21 protein-coding genes are annotated in these 25,253 nt (G+C 70.8%); 14 read left to right on the top strand and 7 right to left on the bottom strand.

All coding sequences use genetic code 11. The features are described from left to right. Window positions 1–25 precede the first annotated feature (25 nt). A complete protein-coding gene (locus tag ACWDZ6_RS02795; protein WP_451501391.1) occupies window positions 26–1,057 on the top strand; it encodes a LacI family DNA-binding transcriptional regulator in 1,032 nt (343 codons plus the stop codon). Between the two features lie 85 nt (window positions 1,058–1,142). Continuing rightward, entirely contained in the window at window positions 1,143–2,027 is an 885-nt protein-coding gene (locus ACWDZ6_RS02790; protein WP_451501390.1) for a phosphatase PAP2 family protein, read from the top strand. A gap of 50 nt (window positions 2,028–2,077) precedes the next feature. Here ACWDZ6_RS02790 and ACWDZ6_RS02785 read toward each other — a convergent pair whose 3' ends face one another. After that, window positions 2,078–5,065, bottom strand: coding sequence for a bifunctional [glutamine synthetase] adenylyltransferase/[glutamine synthetase]-adenylyl-L-tyrosine phosphorylase (locus ACWDZ6_RS02785; RefSeq protein ID WP_451501389.1), 2,988 nt, complete (start codon window positions 5,063–5,065; stop codon window positions 2,078–2,080). 403 nt (window positions 5,066–5,468) lie between these two features. On the opposite strand from ACWDZ6_RS02785, the gene ACWDZ6_RS02780 reads away from it, so the two are divergent. The 3 genes from ACWDZ6_RS02780 (at window position 5,469) to ACWDZ6_RS02770 (ending at window position 8,717) form a co-directional block, all read left to right on the top strand. After that, complete coding sequence (locus ACWDZ6_RS02780) at window positions 5,469–7,619, top strand: PIG-L family deacetylase (RefSeq protein WP_451501388.1); 2,151 nt, start codon at window positions 5,469–5,471, stop codon at window positions 7,617–7,619. Between the two features lie 66 nt (window positions 7,620–7,685). After that, window positions 7,686–8,237 (top strand): pyridoxamine 5'-phosphate oxidase family protein, encoded by a 552-nt coding sequence (locus tag ACWDZ6_RS02775; protein WP_451501387.1) that lies wholly within the window; start codon window positions 7,686–7,688, stop codon window positions 8,235–8,237. A 48-nt stretch (window positions 8,238–8,285) separates the two neighbouring features. Then, window positions 8,286–8,717 (top strand): VOC family protein, encoded by a 432-nt coding sequence (locus tag ACWDZ6_RS02770; protein ID WP_451501386.1) that lies wholly within the window; start codon window positions 8,286–8,288, stop codon window positions 8,715–8,717. 64 nt (window positions 8,718–8,781) lie between these two features. On the opposite strand, the gene ACWDZ6_RS02765 is transcribed toward ACWDZ6_RS02770, so the two are convergent. Next, on the bottom strand, window positions 8,782–10,101 hold the full coding sequence (locus ACWDZ6_RS02765; protein WP_451501385.1) for an aldehyde dehydrogenase family protein: 1,320 nt from the start codon (window positions 10,099–10,101) through the stop codon (window positions 8,782–8,784). Window positions 10,102–10,208: 107 nt separating this feature from the next. Next, a complete protein-coding gene (locus tag ACWDZ6_RS02760) occupies window positions 10,209–10,550 on the bottom strand; it encodes a hypothetical protein (RefSeq protein ID WP_451501384.1) in 342 nt (113 codons plus the stop codon). A 351-nt stretch (window positions 10,551–10,901) separates the two neighbouring features. On the opposite strand from ACWDZ6_RS02760, the gene ACWDZ6_RS02755 reads away from it, so the two are divergent. From ACWDZ6_RS02755 to ACWDZ6_RS02745, 3 genes are all read left to right on the top strand, one after another. Further along, complete coding sequence (locus tag ACWDZ6_RS02755) at window positions 10,902–11,471, top strand: peptidase inhibitor family I36 protein (RefSeq protein ID WP_451501383.1); 570 nt, start codon at window positions 10,902–10,904, stop codon at window positions 11,469–11,471. 301 nt (window positions 11,472–11,772) lie between these two features. After that, a complete protein-coding gene (locus ACWDZ6_RS02750; protein WP_451501382.1) occupies window positions 11,773–13,134 on the top strand; it encodes a hypothetical protein in 1,362 nt (453 codons plus the stop codon). Then, window positions 13,134–13,688, top strand: a complete 555-nt coding sequence (locus ACWDZ6_RS02745; protein WP_451501381.1) for an NUDIX hydrolase — start codon at window positions 13,134–13,136, stop codon at window positions 13,686–13,688. Before ACWDZ6_RS02750 ends, ACWDZ6_RS02745 begins: the two co-directional genes overlap by 1 nt. 232 nt (window positions 13,689–13,920) lie before the next feature. On the opposite strand, the gene ACWDZ6_RS02740 is transcribed toward ACWDZ6_RS02745, so the two are convergent. Then, the gene (locus tag ACWDZ6_RS02740; RefSeq protein WP_451501380.1) at window positions 13,921–15,282 is read right to left on the bottom strand and encodes a glutamine synthetase family protein; all 1,362 of its coding nucleotides are present in this window, start codon (window positions 15,280–15,282) and stop codon (window positions 13,921–13,923) included. Window positions 15,283–15,548: 266 nt separating this feature from the next. On the opposite strand from ACWDZ6_RS02740, the gene ACWDZ6_RS02735 reads away from it, so the two are divergent. Genes ACWDZ6_RS02735 through ACWDZ6_RS02725 form a run of 3 tightly spaced genes read left to right on the top strand, consistent with a single transcriptional unit; the run spans window position 15,549 to window position 17,271 of the window. Continuing rightward, window positions 15,549–15,902 (top strand): hypothetical protein, encoded by a 354-nt coding sequence (locus ACWDZ6_RS02735; RefSeq protein ID WP_366732174.1) that lies wholly within the window; start codon window positions 15,549–15,551, stop codon window positions 15,900–15,902. 59 nt (window positions 15,903–15,961) lie between these two features. Then, complete coding sequence (locus tag ACWDZ6_RS02730; RefSeq protein ID WP_326649549.1) at window positions 15,962–16,603, top strand: DUF3105 domain-containing protein; 642 nt, start codon at window positions 15,962–15,964, stop codon at window positions 16,601–16,603. A 5-nt stretch (window positions 16,604–16,608) separates the two neighbouring features. Further along, the gene (locus tag ACWDZ6_RS02725; protein WP_451501379.1) at window positions 16,609–17,271 is read left to right on the top strand and encodes a DUF305 domain-containing protein; all 663 of its coding nucleotides are present in this window, start codon (window positions 16,609–16,611) and stop codon (window positions 17,269–17,271) included. Between the two features lie 309 nt (window positions 17,272–17,580). Here ACWDZ6_RS02725 and ACWDZ6_RS02720 read toward each other — a convergent pair whose 3' ends face one another. Then, complete coding sequence (locus ACWDZ6_RS02720) at window positions 17,581–18,465, bottom strand: alpha/beta fold hydrolase (protein WP_451501378.1); 885 nt, start codon at window positions 18,463–18,465, stop codon at window positions 17,581–17,583. Between the two features lie 290 nt (window positions 18,466–18,755). Between ACWDZ6_RS02720 and ACWDZ6_RS02715 the strand changes: the two genes are divergently transcribed. The 3 genes from ACWDZ6_RS02715 to ACWDZ6_RS02705 all read left to right on the top strand — a co-directional run bounded on the left by ACWDZ6_RS02715 (window position 18,756) and on the right by ACWDZ6_RS02705 (window position 22,845). After that, window positions 18,756–19,199, top strand: coding sequence for a DUF6153 family protein (locus tag ACWDZ6_RS02715; RefSeq protein WP_451501377.1), 444 nt, complete (start codon window positions 18,756–18,758; stop codon window positions 19,197–19,199). Between the two features lie 105 nt (window positions 19,200–19,304). Beyond that, window positions 19,305–20,909, top strand: a complete 1,605-nt coding sequence (locus tag ACWDZ6_RS02710; protein ID WP_451501376.1) for a multicopper oxidase family protein — start codon at window positions 19,305–19,307, stop codon at window positions 20,907–20,909. Window positions 20,910–21,087: 178 nt separating this feature from the next. Then, complete coding sequence (locus ACWDZ6_RS02705; RefSeq protein ID WP_451501375.1) at window positions 21,088–22,845, top strand: NAD+ synthase; 1,758 nt, start codon at window positions 21,088–21,090, stop codon at window positions 22,843–22,845. On the opposite strand, the gene ACWDZ6_RS02700 is transcribed toward ACWDZ6_RS02705, so the two are convergent. Both ACWDZ6_RS02700 and ACWDZ6_RS02695 read right to left on the bottom strand, forming a co-directional pair. Beyond that, a complete protein-coding gene (locus ACWDZ6_RS02700) occupies window positions 22,811–24,073 on the bottom strand; it encodes an MFS transporter (protein WP_451501374.1) in 1,263 nt (420 codons plus the stop codon). The genes ACWDZ6_RS02705 and ACWDZ6_RS02700 overlap by 35 nt on opposite strands. A gap of 150 nt (window positions 24,074–24,223) precedes the next feature. Then, on the bottom strand, window positions 24,224–25,246 hold the full coding sequence (locus ACWDZ6_RS02695) for an endonuclease/exonuclease/phosphatase family protein (RefSeq protein WP_451501373.1): 1,023 nt from the start codon (window positions 25,244–25,246) through the stop codon (window positions 24,224–24,226). Window positions 25,247–25,253 lie beyond the last annotated feature (7 nt).

Genomic DNA, 25,253 nt, shown 5'->3' with positions numbered 1-25,253 from the left:
CGTGCGACCGGTACAGTCCAATCCTGTGACCGCACGGCTTGCCGACATCGCAGCCCAGGCGGGGGTCAGCGAAGCCACAGTCAGCCGCGTGCTCAACGGCAAGCCCGGTGTGGCCGCGGCAACCCGCGAATCCGTACTCGCCGCGCTCGACGTGCTCGGATATGAGCGCCCCGTGCGCCTGCGGCAGCGCAGCGCCGGCCTGGTCGGCCTCATAACGCCGGAGCTGGACAACCCGATCTTCCCGGCACTCGCCCAGGTCATCGGCCAGGCACTGACCCGGCAGGGCTACACCCCGGTCCTGGCCACCCAGACCCCGGGCGGCTCCACCGAGGACGAGCTCACCGAAATGCTGGTGGACCGCGGGGTCTCCGGAATCATCTTCGTCTCGGGCCTGCACGCCGACACCACGGCCGATATGCAGCGCTACGACCAGCTGCGCGGGCAGGGTGTCCCCTATGTCCTGCTGGGCGGCTTCTCGTCCAAGGTGAAGGCCCCCTTCGTCTCGCCCGACGACCGGGCCGCGATGCACCTCGCGGTGACCCATCTCGCCTCGCTCGGCCACACCCGGATCGGCCTGGCGGTCGGCCCGAAGCGCTTCGTTCCCGTGCTGCGGAAGATCGAGGGCTTCCAGCAGGCGATGCAGACTCAACTCGGCCTCGCCCCCGAGGAGTCCGAAGAGCTCATACAGCACTCCCTCTACACGCTGGAAGGCGGGCAGGCCGCGGCAAGCGCCTTGATCGGGCTCGGCTGCACCGCCGTGGTCTGCGCGAGCGACATGATGGCGCTCGGCGCGATCCGGGCGGCCCGTGGGCTGGGTCTGAAGGTGCCGCGGGACGTATCCGTGGTGGGCTTCGACGACTCTCCGCTCATAGCGTTCACGGACCCGCCGTTGACCACCATCCGGCAGCCGGTGCAGGCCATGGGTCAGGCGGCCGTCCGCACCCTCCTGGAGGAGATCGGCGGCACCCCCGCCCCGCACAGCGAGTTCGTCTTCATGCCCGAACTGGTGGTTCGCGGTTCAACGGCTTCGGGACCCGGAGCCGCCGGGCGTACGTGAGTCGTCCTCAAGGGGTGGCGGATACGTCGGCAACCCAACCGGGGGATGATCGGTCGGAGGACGGCATCTGGCAGACTCTCGTCCTATGGGTGAAACGACCGTGAAGACCATGGAAAGCCGGACGGCTGCTCCGTCACCCACGGTGGACGAGGCCGTCGACGCGCCCGCGCGCATCCGGCTGCACAGGCTACGGTCGCCCCGCCGCCCGCGGATCTGGTTCGAAGTCCTGCTGATCGCGGTCAGTTACTGGACATATTCGCTGGTCCGCAACGCTGTGCCGGAGCAGAAGACGCAGGCACTGCGCAACGCCGACTGGATCTGGGACGCCGAGCAATGGCTGGGCATCGCCGTGGAGCAGACGGTCAACCACGCCGTGAATTCGGTGACATGGCTGATCGTTTCGATGAACTACTACTACGCCACCTTGCACTTCATTGTGACGATCGGCGTGCTGGTATGGCTCTACCGTTGGCATCCGGGCCGATACGCGGCTGCCCGTTCCGCCCTTTTCGCCACGACAGGTGTGGCTTTGGTCGGTTATTACCTGTACCCGCTCGCACCGCCCCGGTTGATGAACGGCCACGACTTCGTCGACACGGTCCTGGTCCACCACACCTGGGGTTCCATGGCCTCGGGCAACCTCAAGAACATGTCGAACCAGTACGCGGCGATGCCGTCGATGCACATCGGCTGGTCGCTCTGGTGCGGTCTCATCATTCTCGCCGTTGCCTCGGCGCCCTGGGCGAAGATCCTCGGCATCCTCTACCCGACGGCGACCCTGGTCGTCATCGTGGCCACGGCGAACCATTTCTGGCTGGACGCGGTGGGCGGCATGATGTGTCTGGCGTTCGGCTTCACCGTCTCGTACGCCTGGTACCGGACGCTGCCGCATCGGCTGCCGCGGCTGGTGGTGAAGAGCGACGGCACCGGCCGGCCGCTCCCCCGGTTCAGCCGCGGGCAGCTGTCCTGACCTCCTGACGCCGTCGCGCGGACCCGGCTGCGCCCGCTGCCCGCGTGCCGCTACGCGCCGTAGAACAGCTCCTCCACCACGGCGCGCGCTCTGCGCGTGATCCGGCGGTAGTCGTCCAGCATGTCGCCGACACGCCCCGGGCCGTATCCCAAGTACCGGCCCACCGCGCCCAGTTCGCGGCTGTCCGACGGGAAGGTGTCACCTGCCCGGCCGCGTACCAGCATCACGCCGTTGCGCACCCGGGTCGCCAGCACCCAGGCCTCGTCCAGGATCTGCGCGTCCTCCGTGGAGATGAGGCCCGCCGCGTGCGTGGCCGCCAGCGCCTCGCGGGTGCGGGTCGTCCGCAGGCCCGGTTCCGCCCAGCCGTGGCGCATCTGGAACAGCTGGACCGTCCATTCCACATCGCTCAGCCCGCCGCGGCCCAGCTTGGTGTGGAGCGTGGGATCCGCGCCGCGTGGGAGGCGTTCGGACTCCATCCGGGCCTTCAGCCGGCGGATCTCGCGGACCGCGTCGTCACCGAGGCCCTCCACCGGATAGCGCAGCGGGTCGATCAGATCGAGGAAGCGCCTGCCCAGGTCCGCGTCGCCGGCCATCGGCTCCGCCCGCAGCAGCGCCTGGCTCTCCCACACCAGCGACCAGCGCCGGTAGTAGGCCTCGTAGGAGGCGAGCGTGCGGACCACGGGGCCGCTCTTGCCCTCGGGACGCAGATCCGCGTCGATCAGCAGCGGCGGGTCCGTGGTGGGCAGCTGAAGCAGCCTGCGCATCTCCACGACGACCGCGTTCGCGGCCCGCGACGCCTCCTGCTCGTCCACGCCCTCACGCGGCTCGTGGACGAAGAGCACATCAGCGTCGGAACCGTAGCTCTGCTCACGGCCGCCGAAGCGGCCCATGCCGATGACCGCGAACCGCGTCGGCAGCGTGTCGCCCCACTGCGCGCGTACGGCGGCCCTCAGCGCGCCCGAGACCGTCGCGGCGTTCAGGTCCGTGACCGCGTTCCCGACCCGGTCCACGAGCTCGCCCGGGTCCGCCTCGGCCGGGTTGTCCTCGGTGCCGTACGAGCCGATCAGATCCGCCGCGGCGGTGCGGAACAGCTCCCGGCGGCGTACGCCACGGACCGCGGCGACCGCGGCCTCCGCCGTGTCCGCGCGTCCGACGGCAGCCAGAACCTCCTGTTCGAGCGCGTCCCTGCCGCGCGGCACGAGGCCCTCCGGGTCGCCCAGCAGGGCCACCGCCTCCGGGGCTCGCAGCAGCAGGTCCGGGGCGAGCCGCCCGGCGGACAGCACCCGCGCCAGATTCTCCGCGGCCGCGCCCTCGTCGCGCAGCAGCCGCAGATACCAGGGTGTCTTGCCGAGCGCGTCGGACACCTTGCGGAAGCCGAGCAGACCGGCGTCCGGGTCGGCCGAGTCGGCGAACCAGCCGAGCAGCACCGGCAGCAGCGTGCGCTGGATCGCGGCCTTGCGGGTCACGCCCGACGACAGGGCCTCCAGATGGCGCAGGGCGGCGCCGGGATCGGCGTAACCCAGCGCCTCCAGCCGCTGCCGCGCGGCCTTCGGGCTGAGCCGTGTCTCGCCGGGGGTGAGCTGGGCGACGGCATCGAGCAGCGGCCGGTAGAAGAGCTTCTCGTGCAGCCGTCGCACCACCGACGCGTGGCGCTTCCACTCCTTGTTGAGCTCGCCGACCGGGTCCGTACGCAGCCCGAGCGAACGCCCGAGGCGGCGCAGATCGGCCGCGTCCTCCGGCACCAGATGCGTACGCCGCAGCCGGTACAGCTGGATGTGGTGCTCCATGGCGCGCAGGAAGCGGTACGCCAGGTCCAGCTGCGCGGCGTCGGCCCGGCCCACGTATCCACCGTGCGCCAGCGCCCGCAGGGCCTCGAGTGTGGTGCCGCTGTGCAGCGTCGCGTCGCTGCGCCCGTGCACCAGCTGCAGCAGCTGTACGGCGAACTCGACGTCCCGCAGACCTCCGGGGCCGAGCTTGAGCTCGCGCTCCACCTCGGCGACCGGGATGTTGTCGACGACGCGGCGGCGCATCTTCTGCACGTCGGCGACGAAGTTCTCGCGTTCCGCGGCCTGCCACACCAGCGGTGAGACGGCTTCGATGTAGTCCTCGCCGAGCGCGAGGTCACCGGCGACCGGACGGGCCTTGAGCAGGGCCTGGAACTCCCAGGTCTTGGCCCAGCGCTGGTAGTACGCGAGATGGCTGGAGAGCGTACGGACCAGCGGGCCATTGCGCCCCTCGGGCCGCAGATTGGCGTCGACCGGCCAGATGGTGCCCTCGACCGTCGTCTCGGAGCAGATCCGCATCAGGTGGGAGGCCAGCCGGGTCGCGGCCTGGACGGCCTTGCTCTCGTCGGCGCCCTCCACCGGTTCACCGACGAAGATGACGTCCACGTCGGAGACGTAGTTGAGTTCATGGCCGCCGCACTTGCCCATGGCGACGACGGCGAGCCGGCACTGCACCGCGTCGGCGGGCGCGGCGCCGCGTGCGATGGCGAGGGCCGCCCGCAGTGTGGCCGTCGCCAGGTCTGCCAGTTCGGCGGCGGTCTCGGCGATATCGGTCGTACCGCACACATCTCGGGCGGCTATGGCCAGCAGGCACCGCCGGTAGGCGACCCGCAGGGTGACCGGGTCGGTGGCGTCGGCGAGGCCGCGTTCGAAGTCGGCGACGCCCGGGTGCAGATCGGTCGCCTCGTACGTCACGAGGGCCTGCCAGTCGCGCGGGTGGCGGGCCAGGTGGTCGCCGAGCGCCTCGGAGGCGCCGAGTACTCCGAGCAACCGGTCACGCAGCGGTTTCGCGGTGATGAGGGTGTCGAGGAGGCTCTGGCGCTCGGCCGGGTCCTGCGCCTCCACCAGCCGTACGAGGCCACGGAGCGCGAGGTCGGGGTCGGCGGTGGCCCCGAGCGCGTCGAGCAGCACCGGGTCCGTCCGCGCGGAGGACATGTCGGGGAGGTCGAGGAGACGTTCGGCGGCGGAGGGATCGGTGAAGCCGTGCCGCAGCAGTCGGGTGAAGTTACTGCTCCTGCGCCCCGGCACCGTCATTCCGCCGTCTCCCGTCCTGCTTGCCTGCCCTGCTTGCCCTGTTCCGGCCGGGCGCTGCGGTCCCGTACCGGCCGATCAAGGTCCGGATTCGAGCGTAGCCGCAGGGACGCGCGGGAGACCCCGCTGATCGGCGGACCCTTCCGGACGTTTCCGGTGAGCCGCCGCGCGGATGACGCGTGAGCCGCCGTGCGCACGGGCGGTGAGCCACCGCGCGGACGGGCGGTGAGCCACCGAACAGTCGCGGATGGCGTGACCTACGCCATGTTGTTCGGCCTTTGGAGCGAATGAACCGCTTGCTCGATTCTTCCGTCTTCTTGGCCGACCACCGCCGACCACCGCTGATCTCTCTCGGTCACTGCTGGTCAGGACCTATTGATCCCTTGAAAACCGAAGGCACAACCGCATGCTGTCGTCCGGGTCCCGCCGCTTCGCCCCGCTGTCCCGTCGTGGCCTGACGGCGACCTTGATCCTGGGTCCGCTCGTCGGCATCGCCTGCCTCTCCGGCTCCGGGGAAGCCACCTCCGACGCCCATGAGAACGTCATCCCGGCGGCACGTCCCGCGGGCGCTTCCGTGATGCAGATCGTCGCCCATCCGGACGACGATCTGTTCTTCATGAACCCGGACACCAGCCAGTCGGTCGGCTCCGGCGGCGCTCTGACGTCGGTGTACCTCACGGCGGGCGAGGCGGACGGCGTGAACGCGTCCAGGACCGCTCCGGGCGGCGGCCCGCTGTCCGCGGACGCGCTCGCCGAGCTGCCCGCCGCCGACAAGGGCCGGTACGCGGAGGCCCGGCAGAACGGCATTCGCGCGGCCTACGCGGAGATGGCCACCGGCAACCGCACCAGCCCCTGGCAGCGCATCACGATCCCCACCGCGGGCGGCGGCGCGGCCGAGCTCGACACTCTCAAGGCGCGGCCCGAGGTCAACCTGGTGTGGGTGCAGCTGCACGAGGCCGGGTCTATAGCCGGCGACCGGCCGAAGAGCCTGCACGGTCTGTGGGACGGCCGGGTGGACACGCTCGGCTCGCAGCTCGCCTCCTCCAGCCCGGTCAGCAGGGGCTTCTCGTACACCAAGGAGCAGGTCGTCGACACGGTCGCCGGCCTCCTCGAGCGGTTCCGCCCGACCCACGTCCGGATGCAGGACCCGACGCCGGGCCGGACCGGCGCCTCGGGCAAGGTCACCGACCACCAGGACCACATGTACGGCGCGCGGTTCGCGCAGGCCGCGCTCACGCGATACGCGAGCTCGACCGGCCGTCCCGCCTTCAGCGTCCAGAACTACCTGGGCTACTTCACCAGCCGGCTGCCGCGCACCCTCGACCCCGCCACCGCCGCGGCCAAGCTGCGCGCGCTGAAGACGTACGCCTGGATGGACGGCGAGAACCACTGCGGAGACGAGGCCGGCTGCGGCGACCGCAAGGTGGCCGCCCGCCCCGGAGGGCACGGCTGGGCGCAGTCCGTCCGCTACACGCGCGGCGAGTCCACGTCCTGGGTGCAGCCGGGCAGCGACGGCGGGCTGTGGGCGTTCTCGGTGCTCGACACACGGCTGGCGGTCTGGCACAGGGCGGCCGGGTCCGCCGGTGCGAAGGGCGCGTGGAGCGGTCCGAGGCTGCTGGCGGGCGAGGGCATCGACAGCGGAGTGACCTCGGTGAAGCTGCCTGACGGGCGGATCGCCGTGTTCGGTACCCGTACGACGCTCGGCGACGGCCCGGAGGACTATCGCAGGGATGTCGTCACGGCCGTGCAGCGCACGCCGGACGGCGCGTTCGGACCGTGGCGCTCGCTGGGCACCCCCGAGCGCGACGACGTCTCCGGGACCTCCGACATCAGCGCCCCGGCGGTGACCGTGGACCGCGCCGGCCTGATGACGGTCCATCTGCGCGACGGCAGCCACTCGCTCAGCTCCACCGCCCAGCGGCCGGACGGCTCCTGGACGCCGTGGCAGGCGCGGGGCGGCCGGGATGTGCATGGCGACCCGGTCGCCGCGACGGACGCGAAGGGCCGCCAGTACGTCTTCGTCGGCACGGCTCGCTCGGTCGTCTCCTTCATCCAGCCGGCGCCCGGCGCGCCGCTGACCGGCCCGGCCGCGACCGGATTGCCGCCGACGACACTCACGCTGAGCGCGGGCCGTGACGGCGACGGCGTACGGCTCTGGTTCCGCAAGCCCGGCTCGGGCGACGTCCGCACGGTCCGGTTCTCCGGCACCGGCGTCTCACCGGTGACGGAGCTGGGTGGCCCGGCGGGCTTCGGTCCGGTCGGCGTCTCGGGCCCGGACAACACCCTGCTCGCGGTCCGCTCCAGGACCGGGACACCCGGCACGGCGCTGCTCGCACCGGCCGTCGCGGGAACCGGCGAGGCGGGCGCGGCAGGCAGGTCGGCGCGGACCGGGCGGGCCCGGTGGCACGCGGCCGGTTCGCTGTTCGCGGGCGCGCCGGCGGGCGTACCGGGCGGGGCGAAGGGCTCGGGTCTGGCCGCGGTGGGCCTCGACGGGCGCCTGTACTGGGCACAGGCGGACGCCCGCGGTTCGCTGGCTTCCTGGACCCCGGTCGGCTGACCGATGAATACAGGCGCCGGGCGCGGTCTACACATTCGGTGACCCCGAATGCGAGAGGACTGCGCCATGCCCGAGAACGACCCGCCGAACAGCCCCGGGAACGCCCCCGACGACGAACCCCAGGCCGAGCTGGACGCCCGGTACAGCGACGAGAGGGCCACCACCGCCGACTGGTCCCGGGCGGTCGAGCGCCTGAGCGCCGCCGAGATTTTCTGGCTGTCGACCGTGCGGCCCGACGGCCGTCCGCACGTCACCCCGCTGATCGCCGTGTGGCACGACGGCGGGCTGCATTTCTGCACCGGCGCGGACGAGCGCAAAGCCAAGAACCTCCGCCACAATCAGGAGGTCGTCCTCACCACCGGCGCCAACGTCCTGAGCGAGGGCTACGACTTGGTGGTCGAGGGCCGGGCGGTGCGGGTGAGCGACGAGACGCGACTGCGCGCGGTGGCCGCGGTGTATGTCGACAAGTACGGCGAGGACTGGAAGTTCGACGTCCGCGACGGCGCCTTCGTCGGCGACGGCGGCCCGGCGCTGGTCTTCCGGGTCACGCCGCGCACGGCGTTCGGCTTCAGCAAGGGCGACCCGTTCGGCCAGACCCGCTGGCAGTTCGCCCAGTGAACTCAATCGATCTTCACTCAACCGATCTCGGCGAGGGGAACACCACCGATGGAACTGACGCTTGAAGTGATCATGGTCCCGTCCTCCGATCTCGACCGGTCGAAGACGTTCTACGAGGACGGCTGCGGCTTCAAGGTCGACCTCGACCAGGAGGTGGCCCCCGGTATCCGCATCATCCAGCTGACCCCGCCGGGCTCCCGCTGCTCGATCGCGCTGAGCAGCGGTATGCCCGACCGCCCGGGCCAGCAGGCCATGACCCCGGGCTCGCTCCAGGGCCTCCAACTGTGCGTGACGGACATCGCCGCGGCCCACGCGGCGTTGACCGAACGGTCCGTGCCCGTCAGCGCGATCCAGCACGTGGGCCGAGGTGGCTGGGAGGACGGCCCGGGCGAGGAATGGAACTCGTTCATGTTCTTCAAGGACCCGGACGGCAACGGCTGGGTGGTCCAGGAGGCCCCGGCACCACTCTCCGAACGCTGACTCGGGCGGCCGGGTCTCCGCGCGGCGCGGGCAGCGGCCGAACTCCGGTCGGGCGCCGGGCGATTCAGCCGAGCGGCATGTCCAGCACGGCCTTTCGGTGGCTGAAGGTCTCCAGCGAGTAGCGGCCGTGGTAGTTGCCCATGCCGCTCTCGCCGACACCTCCGAAAGGCAGGTCGGACACCGTGAGATGCGCCAGCGGGAGGCCGAACCCGACGCCGCCCGAGGAGGTCTCCGCCAGCAGCCGGTCGCGGGTCGTGGTTGATTCCGTGAACGCGTACAGCGCCAGCGGCTTGTCCCGCTCGTTGATGAACGCGATGGCCTCGTCGAGGCCGGCGACCTCCACGATCGGCAGGATCGGGCCGAAGATCTCCTCGGACATGACCGGGGAGTCCGGCGCCACTCCCGCCAGTACGGTCGGGGCGAAGTAGCGGCTCGCGCGGTCGTGCTCGCCCCCGACGACCGGACGGCCCGAGCCGAGGAGGCCGGTCAGCCGGTCGAAGTGCCGTGCGTCGACGATCCGGCCGTATTCGGGCGAGGCGGCCGGATCGTCGCCGTACGCCTGCTGCACCGCCGTCTCCAGGGCGTCCTCGAGCTTGCTCGCGGTCACCGGGTCGGTGAGCACATAGTCCGGGGCTACGCAGGTCTGCCCCGCGTTGAGGAACTTCGTGGCCACGAGCCGGGAGGCCACTGTCTGCAGGTCCGTTCCCTGGTCGACGAACGCGGGCGACTTCCCGCCGAGTTCCAGAGTCACCGGGGTGAGGTGCTCGGCGGCCGCGCGCATCACGATGCGGCCCACGGTTCCGTTGCCGGTGTAGAAGATGTGGTCGAAGTGCTGCTCCAGCAGGGCGGTGGTCTCCGGAACGGCACCTTCCACCACGGCCAGCGCGTCGGTGTCGACGAACTGCGGCAGCAGCTCGCCGAGGACCCGGGAGGTGGCCGGTGCCAGCTCGCTCGGCTTGGCGACGACGCAGTTGCCGGCGGCGAGCGCACCGACCACCGGCGCGAGCAGCAGGTGCGCCGGATAGTTCCACGGCGCGATGACCAGTACGACACCCAACGGGTCACGCACCGTCCACGCGGTCGCCGTACGGAGACGTTCGGGAACCTCGGCGGGCTCGGGCCGCAGCCACTCCTCCAGGTGTTCCAGGGTGTGGTCGATCTCGCCCACGGTGGAGCCGATCTCGGTACGGAACACCTCGCGCTCGCTCTTGCCCAGGTCCGCACGGAGCGCGGCGACGAACTCCTGACTGCGCTCGGTCAGCATGGTCCGCAGGCCGGTCAGCTGCTCCCTGCGCCAGGAGAGCGGCTTGGTACGCCCGCTGCGGAAGGTGGCACGCAGCCGGGCGACGACATCGGCGGGCTGTTCAGCGTTTGAGTGCACCATGGCTCCTCGATACGGATGTAGGTGTATCTATCAACAATGCGGCACGGCCCGTACTTCCCTCGTCGCCGTATTTCGGCAGCTCTCGCCGACTCGGCACCCGTGGCGCCTCAGTGGACAACGGAGTAGCTCCGCCACGGCTTGGCCACGGGGGCGATGTTGTCGGACAACGTGGTCGCCACATACGTCGACGTACCGCCGGAGCAGTTCTCGCCCGGGTAAAGGATCAAGTCCAGCATGGTGTTGTTGATGACCCTGACCGCACCGGCTGGCCCCAGCCGGTGGCAACCCGTGACCAGGGGATTCGACACCGTCACAAGGGCGTTCTTCTCCGTGCTGTAGGAGATGGTGCCCACCGCGTTGCGGCCGAGGCCGGAGCAGCCCGTGACCGCGGCAGTCAGGAGCACGGCCCCGGCGGCGACGCCGAGACGCCGGTGATCGGTCACGGACATGGGCGGTCCTCGTCTGTGCGGGAGAGTCCTGATGGAGCCACCCTGCCGCTTTCCGGGCCGGGTGGCATCCGGTGAGCGGCCGGCCGGGCTACGACGCCACCGAGGCCGCGGCACGGGCGGCCGCCGGGACAGCTGGGCGATGTGCCGCGCCGCCGCGGCCGGAGCACCGGAGCGTCACGCCAACACAAGGCCATATTCCGACCCGTTGGGTGATCAATAGTATGAGTGGCGTCTTCTGGACATCCACATAGAAAACGGTTGTCCGCCGCGCCGGTCCCCCGAGAGACTCGTTGGCATGCCCGCCGCAAGAGCGCGGGCAAGCAGCTCGACAACGAGTAGGGGGAGTCACACATGGCGTTACGCAAGCTGACCGCGCCGGTGGTCGCGGTGATGACACTGATCGCCGCAGCGATGATCGGACTCACGGGCACGGCCTCCGCCGCAAGCGGTACCAGCCACCAGGAATTCGCGGCCCAGGCGAAGCATGCGGGACTGACCGGCGCCCAGGCGAAACAACTTCAGACCACGGTGGACGGCTACCTCACCACGGCGGGCGGCAAGCAGGTCGCCGCCAACAAGATCGAACTGGCGGGCAGGGGCGAGATCGTCGTCGCCGTTCCCGGAGAGCGCTACGCCCGCGATCTGTCCGGCGCGGCGGGCCCGAAGGCAGCCTGTCCGTACGAGAACTTCTGCATGTGGACCGGCACCAGCTTCACCGGCACCCAGTTCAACCTGTGGAAGTGCCAGACGTACGACCTTTCGAACTGGAACGGCCCCGGATCCTGGAGCAACAACCAGACCCCGGGCACCAGGGCCAGGTTCCTGGACCGCGGCTACAACACCATCTACACAACGCCCGGCGCGTACGCCAACAACGGCAACTACAACTGGGCCCCGGTCTGGCACGTCATCCCGTGCTAGAGGTCCGGTGATCCGGCCCCGGGCCGGGCGGCACACAGCCGCCGGCCCGGGGCCGGCTGCCCCGCTCGAGAGGGTTCTGCAGTCACCCGGTCCCGACGACCACCATGTGCCGGCCGCTGTGATCAAGCCCCCGGCACAACTCCGCTCCGCAAGCCGGATTCGCACGCGGATTGATCGGCAAGGCGCTCGTGGCCGTCTTGGGGACCGACCGCCTACGTATCAAGATCCACGCCCTCTCTTGTCCCGCCCACGGGCACATGCTGGACTGGCCCCGTACCGGGGCCGAGGAAGGGGCGGGCACATGACTGCGGTGCTCAGCACAGGGTGGGACAGCGTACGGCAGCGGGCCACGCTCAGCACCCACGCGCCCGGGGCCGCCGCCCCGGTGGAGCGGCTGACCGCGCTCGGGCGGGCAGAGTTACTCGGGCGGCTGCGCTGGGAGGTCATCCAGGGCGGCTCCCTGTTCCTGTCGTATCCGCAACTGCTCGACGGCGCCGCCTTCGCCGTGCTCCGGCCCGCAGCACTCCTCGACGAGTTGGCGATCCGGACGATCGGTGGCGGCGCGATGCTGCCGATCCGGGTGAACTCCCAGGGCGCGGACCTGGCCGGGCAGCTGATCGCGATGCTCTCGAGCGGTTTCCTCTTCTCTTCCCTCCCGATCCCCGACGAACAATGCCTCGGACTCCAGCGGGAGTTGGCCGCCCGCGCGGACGGCGAGGCCGCGGTCGCGGCCCTCGCCGCAGAGGGGCCGGCCGTCATGGCGGACCGGCTGCTGGCAGCGACCGGTGTCCTCGACCCTCCGCTGCGGCGGCGCACGGTCGCCCGTTGGGGTGACTGGCTGGAGGCCGCCGAGGGCGGCCTCCTGGAGGTCAGTCCCCTGGTACCGGCCGACTTCGAGACCGCGTACGCGGTGCGGCCCCCGCCGCGGCCCGAGGACGTGGCCGGCGACCAGGGCCGGGCGGTGCTCGCCGCCTGGACCGGTGGGGACTTCGACGTACACGGCCGGCCCAACCGTAGCCGCCTGTACGAGAGCCTTGCCCCCCTGCTGCGCTCCGCCGACCCCGCGGCGCGGGCGGACGCGCAGACGCTGCGCGAGTCCTTCGACGAGACGTACTACCGAGCCATCGCGGCGGGCGAGGGCTGCCTGCTCGGGCTGGCCGCACCCCGGCGCGGCGTCCGCCGCCGGGAGGCAGCGGTGCAGGCGGAGCGGACACCGGTCGTGACCTACCCGACCTGGTTCGAACTGCGGCTCGGCCTGATGAGCGGGGAGCAGTGGCGGCGTTTCACCGACGACGCTGCCGACGCTCTCGCCACCTGGTGGCAGCGGCACGACCTCGCCGCGCTGCAGGAGGTGGGCGACCTGCTCGGGGGTCGTACGAAGGAGCCGCCGGCCGGTGGCGTGGACGCGGTGCCGGTCACCCGGATCCAGCGGGTCGTACGGGCCGCGCGCGGGATCACCGCCCAGATGGCCGCGGGCGGCGGACTGAGCCTGGCCGCCGATATGTTCGGGGAGGGGGCGCCTGCGGCACTCGCGGCCGGCGCGGGCGGGGCACTGGCGCCGGTCGTCGTCGCGGCCGTGGCCGCCGGGCTGCCCCGCCTGACCGACTACCGGGGGCGGTATGACGTGATGGAGCTCCCCGAGGCGCCGGCAAGGACTCTCTGATGGACACCCGGGCACCGCGCACGCACACCCGCAAGGCCTACACCGACGCTGACGGCGGGCGGTGGTGCGAGGTGTACCTCGACACCTACCGCCTGCCGTCCGGCGCCGAGGCCGTCCGGCACCGCATCCGCGTCGGCGGCAGCCGTCCCGGAGTCGTGGTGCTGGCCCGACGAGGTGACGACATACTGATGGTCCGCCAGTGGCGACCCACCGTCAGCCGGTGGGCCTGGGAACTGCCGCGCGGCTTCGGCGAGACCGATCCCGTCTCGGACGCGCTGCGCGAACTGGTTGAGGAAGCGGGACTGGCGGGGTCCGCAGCGGCTGTAGTGGCGTACCTGGACGTCGACTCCGGCATGCTGGAGAGCGAGGTTGCCGTCGTCGAGGTCACTGTTCCGGCCGACGCCCCGCTGCGCCCCGACTCGGCCGGCGGCGGCGAGGTCGCCGACGCGCGGTGGTGGAGCCCGGACGACATCGCGAAGGCGATCCGCGCGGGAGAGCTGCGGGACGGCTTCACGCTCGCCGCTCTCGGCGCGTTCCGCGCGACCCGGGGCTAGGAACGTGTCCGGCGGACCTCGATGGGGAGCCCCCTCGAGCCACCGGCACCCGGCGCCCTGCGTCCCCGACACAGGAGAGGGCCGCGGCCCCCCGCGCCAGGGAGATGGGCCGTGCATCTCACACGTCGTACGGCCCACCGACGGCCAGAGCGAATGAGACGGCTCCGGGCCGGCGGCAGTACGCCTCCGGCCCGGATCGTTGAGCTGTCGGCTGAGCGCCGCTGACCTGCGGCTACAGCACCGGCAGGTTCTTGCGCAGCTCGAAGGCCGTGACCTCGGAGCGGTACTCCTCCCACTCCTGCTTCTTGTTGCGCAGGAAGAAGTCGAAAACATGCTCGCCCAGCGTCTCGGCGACCAGCTCGCTGCGCTCCATCAGCGTGATCGCCTCGCCGAGGTTCTGCGGCAGCGGCTCGATGCCCATCGCCCGGCGCTCCGCGTCGGAGAGCGCCCACACGTCGTCGTCCGCGCCGGCCGGGAGTTCGTAGCCCTCCTCGATGCCCTTGAGGCCCGCAGCCAGCAGGACCGCGTACGTCAGATACGGGTTCGCGCCCGAGTCGATCGAGCGGACCTCCACCCGGGCCGAGCCGGTCTTGCCCGGCTTGTACATCGGGACGCGGATCAGCGCCGAGCGGTTGTTGTGGCCCCAGCAGATGTACGACGGAGCCTCGCCGCCCGCGCCCGCGCTGCGGGCCGAGCCGCCCCAGATGCGCTTGTAGGAATTCACCCACTGGTTGGTCACGGCCGAGATCTCCGCCGCGTGCCTGAGCAGGCCCGCGATGAAGGAGCGGCCGACCTTGGAGAGCTGGTACTCCGAGCCGGACTCGTAGAAGGCGTTCCGGTCGCCCTCGAAGAGAGAGAGGTGGGTGTGCATGCCCGAGCCCGGGTACTCGCTGAACGGCTTCGGCATGAAGGTCGCCTGCACGCCCTGCTCCAGCGCGACCTGCTTCATGACCAGGCGGAAGGTCATGATGTTGTCCGCGGTGGACAGCGCGTCCGCGTACCGCAGGTCGATCTCCTGCTGGCCCGGCGCGCCCTCGTGGTGGCTGAACTCCACCGAGATGCCCATGGACTCGAGCATGGTGATCGCCTGCCGGCGGAAGTCCATGCCCACGTTCTGCGGGGTGTGGTCGAAGTAGCCGGAGTTGTCGGCGGGGGTGGGGCGGCTGCCGTCCAGCGGCTTGTTCTTCAGCAGGAAGAACTCGATCTCCGGGTGGGTGTAGAAGGTGAAGCCCAGGTCGGAGGTCTTGGCGAGGATGCGCTTCAGTACGTAGCGGGGGTCGGCGAAGGACGGGGAACCGTCCGGCATCAGGATGTCGCAGAACATCCGCGCCGTGCCGGGGGCCTCGGCGCGCCACGGCAGGATCTGGAAGGTGCTCGGATCCGGCTTGGCGATCATGTCGGACTCGTAGACCCGCGCGAAACCCTCGATCGCGGAGCCGTCGAAGCCGATGCCCTCGTCAAAGGCCTGCTCGAGCTCGGCGGGAGCCACCGCGACCGACTTCAGGAAGCCGAGCACATCGGTGAACCACAGGCGCACGAAGCGGATGTCGCGCTCCTCGAGCGTACGGAGCACGAATTCCTGCTGCTTATCCATTTTCACCCATCCTTGCTGGTCAAGCCGCCTGCTCCGCACGAGCATGCCATCGAAGAGTTTCAGGCGCGTTGCGGACCCGTCCACTGGCCGCGCGCCGATGTCCGCTGTATCGGCTCAGCCCCATTGTGGGTCCGAGCCCATTGTGGGTCAGGACGTGGCCCCGGACGACCCCGAGACTCCCTTCGCTCCTTCCCGGCGGGTGGGGATGGCTGTTTACCAGCCCCGTATGAGGTGCGGAGCGCCGCTGCCCACTACCATCTGCGGCCATGGGGGGTTCACGGCTCAACCACATCGCGCGCACCGCGCGTCCCATGGCACTGCTGAGTGCCGTGACGACGCTCCTCAGCGCGCTCTTCATCTGTCTGAGCCCGTCGGCCCCCCACCACACTGCCCTGCCGGACGTCCCGACCGCGTACACCTGCCCGTACGACGACGGCGCCTGCGGTCTGCTGCCGCTGGCCGGCCCGGCCGTGCTCACCGCGCCGCCGCCGGCCGCCCCGCTGGAGGCCGGCGCACAGCCCCCGCATCTCGACCTGCCGGCTCCCACCGGCCGGCTGCCCCGGTCCGGGGCGCTCCCGCGCGCCCCGGACCTTCACGTCCTTCAAGTGCTGCGGACGTAACAGCCCCGCCCGCCCCCAGCCCCTTGATCACCGCAGACTTCACGAAGGACGACACCACCATGGCTTCCCGCAACAGCGACCGACGGACCCGGATAGAAGAGATGCGCCGCGCCGAGCAGGCCCGCGAGCGCCGCAACCGCATCATCACGATCAGCGTCAGCGCTGTCGTCGTCGCCGGTCTCGTCGGCTTCGGCGTCTTCGCGCTCAACAAGGAGTCGGACAAGAAGGAGCAGAAGGTCGCCGAGGCCAAGTCTCCGATCACCGGTGAGAAGTCCTGGGACGCGAAGAAGCTCGGCCGCACCCATGTCACCAAGACGGTCACCTACCCGATGAAGCCGCCGGTCGGCGGCGACCACAACCAGGTGTGGATGAACTGCAACGGTGACGTCTACAAGGAGGCGATCCCGGACATGAACGCCGTGCACTCGCTGGAGCACGGCGCGGTCTGGGTGACGTACAACGACAAGGCTCCCGCGGCCGATGTGACCAAGCTCGGCGAGAAGGTCAAGAAGACCCCTTACACGCTGATGAGCCCGGTCAAGGACCAGTCCGGTGCGATCATGCTCAGCGCCTGGGGCAAGCAGGTCACCGTGGACAGCGCCGACGACCCGCGCGTGAACAAGTTCTTCACCAAGTACGTCCAGGGCGCGCAGACGCCCGAGCCGGGCGCGGCATGCACCAACGGTCTGGGCGCCAAGTGACCCGTATGACCCGTACGCACTGGGCGGCCGTCACGGCGGTCGTGCTCGCGCTGCTCTTCGCGGGGGCCGCCACGGTGGCCTCCGCGGGCGGCAGCGGCAATGACGGTGCCAACTCCCGTACTCCGGCGGCCACTTCAGCGGACGCCGGATTCGCGCGCGATATGTCGGTCCATCATCAGCAGGCGGTGGAGATGTCCTTCATCGTCCGGGACCGTACGAAGGACGACGAGGTGCGCCGCCTCGCGTACGACATCGCCAACACCCAGGCCAACCAGCGCGGGATGATGCTGGGCTGGCTGGATCTGTGGGGACTGCCGAAGGTCTTCACGGACAGCGAGCCGATGGCGTGGATGATGCCGGACATGAAGGGCGCTCACGCGGCGCACTCCGGGCATCAGGCCAAGGACGGCTCGCTGATGCCGGGCATGGCGACCAACACGGACCTGGGGCGGCTCGGCAAGGCCGGCGGCAAGCAGGCCGAGATCGAATATCTCCAGCTGATGATCATCCACCACAACGGCGGCATCTCGATGGCCGAGGGCTGTGTGAAGCTCTGCACCGTGGATACGGAGCGGAATCTCGCCCAGGGCATGGTGGACGCCCAGCGCTCGGAGGTCGGACTGATGGTCGATCTGCTGCACAAGAGGGGTGCCGAAGTCCGTACCTGAGGGTCTCGGGCCGAGACTTGGGGCCGGGGCCGAGACTTGGGGCCCGGCCCGCGCTCGGCAGGCCGTGCTCAGCCGTCCGTCCCGGGCAGCCGCCGGGCGATCCGGGGCGGACGGACGGCATCGGGCGCTGTGACGGTCTCGACGGGGATCTCGAGGACCGCCTCGGCCGCGCCGGCGGAACCAACCGGTCGGGATCCCGGCCGCGCTGTGTGCCCACGTGGGTGTGGCGTCATACGCCGCAGGCGCTGCCCGGCGCTCATGGCCCTCACTACGCGGGGCCGGCCGTGCCATGCCTGAGCATCCCCCCTATCACCCGTTCGACCTGCAGAGGTCGCGTACACGCGGACCGTAGCCGTCCAGTACGGCCCGGGCCACCGCGTCCGGGCGGTCCAGCATCAGCAGATGGCCCGCCGGTCCGACCGCCTCGAAGCGGGCGCCCAGTTGCTGGGCCAGTGCGCGCTGCCGCTCCACCCAGCGCGCCCCACCGGCTGTCACGTTGTCCGTCGCGGCGAGGACGGTGACCGGGACGTCCGGCAGGGCGTGGCGCCCGCGAAGGGCGAGGAGTTCGGCGGCCACGGCCCGGTAGTGCGTGTTCTCCAGCAGGCCGCCGTGCAGCACCCGGGAGGTGGCGTAGCAGCGGCGTACGAGAGCGGCGGGGGCCGGGTCGCCGCCGCCGGTGCGGGAGAGGCGGACCGTGGCGCGGCGGGTCAGCGGTCCGAGGGCGGCGGGCACTCCGGCGGCGCTGAGCACGGTGCCGAGCGTGCGGGCTGCGGCGGTACGCAGCGCGGGCGCGGCCGGCACGCGCGCGTGCTCCTCGACACTGGAGTCGACGAGGACAACGGCTGCGGTACGGGCGGGGTGGAGGCGGGCGAAAGCCTCGGCGTGGAACCCGGCGATCGAGTGCCCCACGACGGTGGCGGGTCCGTCCTGGCCGGGCCCGTCCAGGACGAGCGCGTCAAGGATGCCCGCGATGCGATGAGCCTCACCGGCGGCGGACGGCGGCACGGCGGCCGGGCCGCTAAGCCCGTGTCCGGGCCGGTCGAATCGGACGACGGTGCGGTGCGGTGCGAGCAGCGGCACGACCGGGTCCCAGTCGAACCAGCTCATGGCGAGACCCGCGCTCAGTACGCAGACCGGGCCGCTGCCTTCGACGACCACATGGTGCGGTACGCCTCCCACCCGTACAAAGGTCACGGTCGCTCCTTCGCCCCCTCCCGCACCGGGGACAGCGCGGGCACCGATGGCCAGCCTGCCACGAAGGGCATGTGGAGCCGTTGCCAGGCCCCGGTGGGCCAGACCCCCGTGGCCCCCATGGAGGGAGGCGACGGCGGCAAGGTCCGGACGGTGGCGAGCACTCCCGCCAGGACGACCAGGACACTTATGGACATAACCACCGGACGATTTCCGGACATTATGGGCTAATAGTCGAGGGGGAGAGGGCGGGTCGCATGTTGACGTATACCGGGTGGGGGTAGGGTGCGGCCATGGCGATCGGTCGACGTGGGCGGTTCGGACAGCTACTGCTGTTCGTGGCGCTGCTGTTCGGAATCGCCACGATGCACACCGTGGGGCGCCCGATGCCGGGGCAGGGCGGTGGTGCGCGGGAGCACACGGTCGCCACCTCGGCGGTGGGGCACACCGCCTCGTCCCCGGCGGTGGGCGTGACGCCCGCCGGACGCCACCAGACCGCCGTCCCCGTGGCCCTGCCGAATGCCGGACCGGCATTCCCGGGCATAGGTGTGGATCTGATGACCCTGTGCCTCGCCGTGCTGGACACCTTCACCCTCGTCCTGCTGACCGCGGGGCTGTTGCGGACCGACCGCGTCGCTCTGCTCGCTGCGTGGCACGCCCGGATACTGCGTGCGCTGCGGCCCAACCCGCCTCCCCGCAAGACCCTCCTCGCCAGGCTGTCGGTGCTGCGGATCTAGAAGTCCGCCCGGCTGCCTGGGAACCTCCGCGCTCCGAGCGGTGTACCAGAAGCAGCAGACGCGACCATCTGCCACATCACCACACACCACGAGGTGCACTCAGTCATGCGCGCTCACCAAACTCGCCGTGCCGTGCTCGGCGCAGCAATCGCCGCCGCCGGTGCGGGAGTTCTGGCCGCCTGCTCCGACTCGTCGGGCACCGGCCACGGACCGATGAACCACGGGGGCAGCGCTCCGACGCCGACGCGGCAGGGCTACGTCGCCCCCGAAGCCCCGGAGGGCTATGTCACCGCCAATGGCGCGGAGGTCCTGAGTCGGGAGAAGGAACGAGGCTCCGGGACCGTCCGCACCTTCAAGCTGACCGCCACGGCCACCCGGCTGGAGCTGGGCGGTGGCCGGACGGTCAGGTCGTGGGCGTACGGGGACCGGCTGCCGGGCAAAGAGGTGCGTGTCACGGCCGGCGAGACCCTCTCACTCTCCCTCGCCAACAACCTGCCGCAGGACACCTCGCTGCACTGTCACGGCATCTCGATGCGCAATGACATGGACGGGGTGCCGGGTGTGACACAGCAGCCGATCCGCCCCGGTGCGGAGTTCACGTACCGCTTCGTGGTCGCCCACCCGGGCACGTACTGGTTCCATCCGCACTCGGGTGTGCAGCTGGACCGCGGTATGTACGCTCCGCTGATCGTGGAGGACCCGAAGGAGCCGCTGTCGTACGACAAGGAGTGGGTCGTCCTTCTGGACGACTGGGTGGACGGGGTCGACGGCTCCACACCGGACGCGGTCCTGGCGGAGCTGAACCACGGCAGGGCCGGGCACTCGGGCGCGGACATGCCGTCCATGGTGTCCCCGACCGGGAAGGCGCAAGGCCCGTCGCGGGTCAGGAAGGGCACAAGCCGGCTGCTCGGCGGCGAGGCGGGCGATGTCGCCTACCCGCACTACCTGATCAACGGGCGCACGGCGGACGACCCAGCGCAGTTCACCGCCAAGCCCGGCGACCGCATCCGGCTGCGCATCATCAACGCCGGCGGTGAGACGGCCTTCCGGGTGGCGCTCGGCGGCCACACGCTGACGGTCACCCACACCGACGGCTTCCCCGTCCAGCCCACCAGGACCGAAGCCCTGCTGGTGGGCATGGGCGAGCGGTACGACGTGATGGTCACCGCCAAGGACGGGGTCTTTCCGCTCACCGCGCTCGCCGAGGGCAAGAAGGCCTCGTCGATGGCCGTCCTGCGCACCGGCGGCGGGGCGCGCCCCGCGCCGTCCGTGCGTCCGGCGGAGCTGGACGGGGCGGTGCTGAAGTCGGCCGCCCACCTCGAACCCGACGAGTCGGTGGCACTGCCCCGGCGCAAGCCGGACCGCATCATGCGGATCAAGCTGACCGGAGGCATGGAGAAGTACGACTGGGCCTTCGACGACAAGCCCTATTCCCCGGACCGGCTCTATGCCGTTCGATCCGGCGAGCGGGTCCGCATGGTGTTCATCAACGCCACGGACATGTGGCATCCCATCCATCTGCACGGCCACACCTTCGCCCTGGCGGGCATCAACGGTGCCGGCGCCCGCAAGGACACGGCAGCGGTTCTGCCGCACCGCAAGGTGACCGTGGATTTCGACGCCGACAATCCGGGCCTGTGGATGCTGCACTGCCACAACATCTACCACTCGGAGTCCGGGATGATGACGACCGTCGCCTACCGCGCGTAGCCCTGGAGCGAGGGGCGGGTCCTTCCCCGGGCGCCCTCCCCCGGGCCCGTCCCCGACCCCCTCCCCGGGGGGCCGGGCGCGCCGGGGATCGGCCCCCGGGCACCCTCGCTGCGGGGCCCGGGGTGGCACTCACCACACGACAGGACATCGCGTCAGAGAGACGATTACACTGGTCCGCGTGCCTCAACTACGCCTCGCTCTGAATCAGATCGACTCGACCGTCGGTGATCTCGCCGGCAATGCCGAGGCGGTCGTGCACTGGACCCGGCACTCCGCCGAGCAGGGGGCGCATCTCGTCGCCTTCCCCGAGATGGTGCTGACCGGCTATCCCGTCGAGGACCTGGCCCTGCGGTCGTCCTTCGTCGAAGCGTCCCGAGCCGCCCTTCGCGCGCTCGCCGCACGCCTGGACGACGAAGGCTTCGGTGAGCTGCCGGTCATCCTCGGCTACCTCGACCGTTCCGAGCGGGCCCAGCCCCGCTACGGCCAGCCCGCCGGGTCGCCGCAGAACGCGGCCGCCGTGCTGCACCGCGGTGAGGTCGTGCTCAGCTTCGCCAAACACCATCTGCCCAACTACGGCGTCTTCGACGAGTTCCGCTACTTCGTGCCCGGCGACACCATGCCGGTGATCCGCGTGCACGGCATCGATGTGGCGCTCGCGATCTGCGAGGACCTCTGGCAGGACGGCGGCCGCGTCCCGGCCACCCGGTCCGCCGGGGCCGGGCTGCTGATCTCCGTCAACGCCTCACCGTACGAGCAGAACAAGGACGACACCCGGCTCGAGCTGGTGCGCAAGCGCGCCCAGGAGGCCGGCTGCACCACCGCGTATCTCGCCATGATCGGCGGGCAGGACGAGCTGGTCTTCGACGGCGACTCGATCGTCGTCGACGCGGACGGCGAAGTCGTCGCCCGCGCCCCGCAGTTCGCGGAGGGCAGCGTAGTCCTCGATCTGGAGCTGCCGGCCGCGGGTGCCATACCCGCGGGTGTGGTCGACGACGGGCTGCGGATCGAGCACGTCGTGCTTTCCGAGGAGCCGCTGCCGGCGTACGAGGCGGAGCTCGCCGGCGGTTACGCCGACCGGCTCGACGACGACGAGGAGGTGTACTCCGCGCTGGTCGTCGGCCTGCGGGCGTACACGGCCAAGAACGGCTTCCGGTCGGTACTGATCGGGCTGTCCGGCGGTATCGACTCGGCGCTGGTCGCGGCGATCGCCTGCGACGCGCTCGGCGCGCAGAACGTCTACGGCATCTCCATGCCCTCGAAGTACTCGTCCGACCACTCCAAGGGCGACGCGGCCGAGCTGGCCCGCCGCACCGGGCTCAACTTCCGCACCGTACCGATCGAGCCGATGTTCGACGCGTACATGGGCGCGCTCCAGCTGACCGGTCTCGCCGAGGAGAACCTCCAGTCGCGGCTGCGCGGCACGATGCTGATGGCCGTCTCCAACCAGGAGGGCCACATCGTGCTCGCACCGGGCAACAAGTCCGAGCTGGCGGTCGGCTATTCGACGCTGTACGGCGATTCGGTCGGCGCGTACGGGCCGATCAAGGACGTCTACAAGACGACGGTCTTCCGGCTCGCGAAGTGGCGGAACCGGGCGGCGCAGGAGCGCGGCCAGACCCCGCCGATCCCGGAGGCCTCCATCACCAAGCCGCCGAGCGCGGAGCTGCGCCCCGGCCAGGTCGACACCGACTCGCTGCCGGACTACGACGTACTGGACCGGATCCTGGAGCTGTACGTCGACCGGGACCAGGGCAAGGACGCGATCGTCGCGGCCGGCTTCGACGAGGAGCTGGTGGCGAAGACGCTGCGGATGGTGGACACGGCGGAGTACAAGCGGCGCCAGTACCCGCCGGGCACCAAGATCTCGGCGAAGGGCTTCGGCAAGGACCGGCGGCTGCCGATCACGAACCGCTGGCGGGAGACGACGAGCGGCTGAGTTCCGGCTCCGCGGTACGGGGGCTTCCTGCGGCGATCACGCGGGAGGCCCCCTCTGTCGTGGCCCGGCCCTCCCGGCCGCCACGGCCGCCCCGGTCGAGAAGGCCCGCTGTCACAGCGATCGCCAGACCGGCGGCGGCGAGTACCGCGCCGACGACGGCCGGTGAGGTCCAGCCCCAGCCCGCCGCGATGGCCGCGCCGCCGAGCCAGGCGCCGCCCGCGTTGGCGAGGTTGAACGCCGAGTGGTTCGAGGCGGAGGCGAGCGTCGGCGCGTCCTGCGCCTTCTTCATGACCAGCATCTGCAGCGGTGTGGTGGTCATGAAGCCGACCGCGCCCAGCACCACCACCGTGACCAGGGCAGCCCACTGGATGTGCATGGTGAAGCGGAAGGCGACCAGCACGAGCGCGAGGGCGGTCAGCGACCCGTACAGCGTGGGACGCAGCGCCCGGTCGGTCAGCGGTCCCGCGGCCAGCGCGCCGAGCGTCATACCGATGCCGAAGAGAGCGAGCACCAGTGTCACCGAGGACTCGCCGAAGCCCATCACCTCGGTCGTCATCGAGGCGAGGTAGGAGTACACCGCGAACACGCCGGCGAAGCCGAAGACCGCGGTGAGCAGTCCGAGCAGCACCTGCCGGTTGCCCAGTGCGCGCAGCTCGCGGCCCACGCTCTGGTGCGCGTCGACGGGTACGTACGGAACGAGGCGGGCGAGAGCGGCCATCGCGACCAGGCCGATCACGGTGACAACCAGGAAGGTGGCCCGCCAGCCGAGATGCTGGCCGAGCAGGGTGGCCGCGGGTACGCCGACGATATTGGCGACCGTGAGACCGAGGAACATCATTGCCACGGCCCGCGCCTGCCGCCCGTCCGCGACGAGCCGCGCGGCGACGACCGCGCCGACCCCGAAGAACGCGCCGTGCGGCAGCCCGGCGAGCACGCGACCGGCGATCAGCCAGCCGAAGCCGGGCGCGAGCGCCGAGGCGAGGTTGCCGACGACGAAGAGCGCCATCAGCAGCAGGAGCATCCGCTTGCGCGGGATGCGGGAGCCGAGGGCGGTGAGCAGCGGTGCGCCGATCACGACGCCGATCGCGTACGCGGAAACGAGGTAACCCGCCGTGGGGACGGTGGTGTTGAGATCGTCCGCGACATTGGGCAGCAGGCCCATCATCACGAACTCGGTGGTGCCGATACCGAAGGCGGATACGGCGAGCGCGAGCAGCGCGAGTGGCATGAGTGCCCTTCCGGGGTTAGTTCTCCTTCGAAACAAATACTCGCACGCCGATTGTTCCCACGGATGAACAGGTGGTTGCCGTCACATAGCCGGGGGCCGCGCCCCCGGACCCTCGCGCCGCAAAGCCGGTGAGGCCGGAATTCGGGGCGGTCACATCTTGATGCGCGCTGCGATCGGCAAGTGGTCACTGTCGGTTCGAGGCAGGGTCCAGGAGGAGACCGGCTCGATGCCCTTCACCATGATCTGGTCAATGCGCGCCATCGGGAACGCCGCGGGCCAGCTGAAGCCGAAGCCATTGCCCGCCGCGCCCTGGGTGGAGCGCATCTGCGAGGTGACGGCGTTCAGCGAGCGGTCGTTCATCGTGCCGTTGAGGTCACCGAGCAGCACGACCCTGCTGTGCTGCTCGTGGGCGATCGCCTCACCGAGCGCGTCCGCGCTGTTGTCCCGCTGGTTGGCGGTGAACCCGGAGTTGAGCTTGACGCGTACGGACGGCATATGGGCCACGTACACCTCGACCTCACCTACGGGCGTCGTCACCGTGGAGCGCATGGCGCGGGTCCAGCCCAGCCGGATGTTCACGGGCTGGGTGTCGCTCATCGGGTACTTGCTCCACAGCCCGACCGTGCCCTGCACCGAGTGGTACTTGTACGTCCCGGCCAAGGCCTCTTCATACGTGGAGACCTGACCGGCCGGCAGCTCCTGCAGCGCGAGTACGTCCGCGCCCGAGGCTGCGACATCCTTGGCCGTGCCCTGGGGGTCCGGGTTGTCGGCGTTGACGTTGTGCGTGGCGACGGTCAGATCGCCGCCGCCGCCCGACTTGTCGGTGTGCAGCCCGCCGAAGAGATTGAGCCAGATGACGGCCGGCACCAGCAGCGCGATCAGCGCGGTGGCCGAGCGCCGCATCAGCGCCACGACGAGGATGACGGGGATGAAGATCCCCAGCCACGGGAGAAACGTCTCGGTGAGGCTGCCCAGGTTGCCGATCCGGTTCGGGATCTGCGCGTGCAGGCTCATCAGCAGGGCGAGCAGTACGGCAACGGCCGCGAGGACGATACCGCGCCGCCAGATGCCGGGATCGCCGCGCCAGCGGTCGAGCAGGCTCCGGACCCGGGATCCGGTAGGCCGGTTCGCCGGGCCGCCGTTCCCGGTTTCCGTCATTTCCGCCTGCGCCATGGAGCCG

Source organism: Streptomyces sp. NPDC002926 (assembly GCF_053591755.1).
Note: the sequence above shows the minus strand (reverse complement) of the source record. Positions and strands in the feature narration are given on the sequence as shown.